2 protein-coding genes are annotated in these 2,190 nt (G+C 67.9%); both read right to left on the bottom strand.

Annotated features, from left to right (window positions below):
- Nucleotides 1–64: 64 nt before the first annotated feature.
- Complete coding sequence (gene vph / locus NQU54_RS48345) at nt 65–928, bottom strand: viomycin phosphotransferase (protein WP_257636622.1); 864 nt, start codon at nt 926–928, stop codon at nt 65–67.
- 54 nt (nt 929–982) lie between these two features.
- Nucleotides 983–2,104, bottom strand: coding sequence for an IS630 family transposase (locus tag NQU54_RS48350; RefSeq protein WP_308408554.1), 1,122 nt, complete (start codon nt 2,102–2,104; stop codon nt 983–985).
- Nucleotides 2,105–2,190 lie beyond the last annotated feature (86 nt).

Consider the following 2,190-nt stretch of genomic DNA (forward strand, 5'->3'; position numbering starts at 1 on the left):
CGCATAGGTTCACCGGGTTGCTGTTGATGTGAAGTGCTCGATGAAGCGGATGTGCCGGTGTGACTCAGCGGTAGTCGGTTAGGCCGTCCGCGAGTTCTTCCTCGTCGTCATCGCGGATTGCGTAGAGGGCTTGCTGCAGGGCGAAAGTGCCGCGGATCGCGGCGATGCGGGTGAAGAGCCCGTGGTTTGACCAGCTGCCCAGGGCGAGCACCCGCTCTAGGAGCTCGGGGCCGTAGCTGGCGCCGATGGCTGCGAGGTCCTCAGCCGGGTCGCTGAGTGTGACGTCGTCCCAGTCGAGTACTCCGGAGAGGTGCGGCAGGCCGTGAGGCCACTCCCACAGGACGTTTTCGGCACCGAGGTCGCCATGGACCACTGCTCGGGTGAGGTGGGGAAGGTTGTCGAGTGCTGTGAGCTCCCGCTCGGCCCGTAGGCGTCCGCTGTCGGACATGAGCGGGAACAGCTCCGCGCGCACGTTCTCCGCGAACCGCCGCCACTGGCCTTCTGGTGCCTGAGGGAGAACTGCTCGTACCGTCTCGTCGGTGCCGGCACGGGCCAGAGCGGACAGCAGCGTGGCGTACTGCGCCGCCACGGTGTCGACCACTTGGGCATCGTTGAGGGCGTCGGTCTCCAGCGGTTCTCCGGGAATGCGGCTGAGTACCAGGAACGGCGCCTCGTCGGTCCCGTGGACGCCGCCCTGAAGCAGCGGCTCAGGTGTGCGGAAGCCGAGGTCGAGGCCGGCGAGTGCGTGTAGTGCGGCCACCCGCTGGGGCAACCGGGCGGCCGCTGCCCGGGTGCGAGGCAGGCACACGACGCGGTCTGAGCCAATGACCACGGTGTGGAATTGCCCCTGCCGTACTGCAAGGCCGTCCGGTTTGTCATCGGGCAGCAGACGGCTCAGCAGAGCGCGATGCGTCTTACGGATGCTCACGAGTGTGACCTCTGGATCCTACGTTGGGTCGGAGGCGATGTGCACGAAGTGCTGTCAGGCCGCGCCAGCGAGCGGGCATCCGCCCCAGCGAATGCCCTTCTCGCTGCGGATGCGGGCCCGCTCTCGGCGTTGAGCGGCCAGAACGTCGGGATGGCGGGCGTTGGCGTTGCGCCATCGCAGATAGGCGTGCAGTGCCCGGGTCTGCGCGGGGTGGCTGCGGTGGTGGGAGTTGGCCAGGGTGAACTGCCGCAGCGGTCCGAAGTGGGCCTCGATCGGGTTGGCCCAGGACGCGTAGGTCGGGGTGAAGCACAGCTCGACCTTGTTCTTCTTCGCCCAGCGGCGGATGTCAGCACCGGTGTGGGCGGAGAGGTTGTCCAGAATGATATAGATCGGGGCTCGGTCGGGCCGGGCGGCGCGGATCGACTTCAGCGCGGCCAGGGTATTGGCGGTGCCCTTGCGGCGGCGATTGACGCCCCACAGCCGGTCGTCGCCCACGGAGTAGCAGCCGTGGAAGTAGGTGACGCCGTGAGTGCGGCGGTAGGTCGCCGGCAGGCGGTCGGGCTTGCCCTGCTTCGCCCAGCAGGAGCCCGCGGTGGGCCGGATCCCCAGCGGCCCGAACTCGTCGAAGGCGAAGACCCGGTCCGGGAAGTGCTCCAGGACGTGCTCGATCCGGTCGAGCTTGGCGTCGCGGTCGGGGTCGGGGGACTCCTTCCAGGTCTTGGTGCGCTGGAAAGTGATGCCGCGGCGACGGAGCAGGCACCGTAAGGCTTCGCGGCCGATGCGGATGACGCGTCCGTGCACGCGGCGCAGGTAGGCGACGAGTTTGCGGATCGACCAGCGGGTGAAGGGCTGGCCGAGCTTGGTGGGGCGGGTGGTGGCCGTCTGGATGACGAAGTCCTCGTCGTCAGGGCTGAGCAGGCGGGGACGACCTCCCGCCCATCGAGGGTCCAGGCAGGCCAGGCCGATCTCGTTGAACCGGTGGATCACCTCCCGCACCGTGTCCTCATCGGCCTGGACCAGCTGGGCGATCACTGGAACGCGGTTCCCGCCGGCGGACGCCAGCAGCATCATCGCCCGGCGATAGCGCACCGAACTGGTGCTGCCCCGGCGCACGATCTGCTGCAGTTTCTGCCCTTCCTGGTCGGTCAGTCTGCACACCCGCACAGGCTCGGCCACCACACCTCCAGCGATTGGAACGGACATCACCGCCCATCCAACCGCTCCAACTACCAACCCGTGAACCTATGCGGTCACAGCACTAG

The organism is Streptomyces malaysiensis subsp. samsunensis, assembly GCF_024519315.1.
GTDB lineage: Bacteria > Actinomycetota > Actinomycetes > Streptomycetales > Streptomycetaceae > Streptomyces > Streptomyces malaysiensis.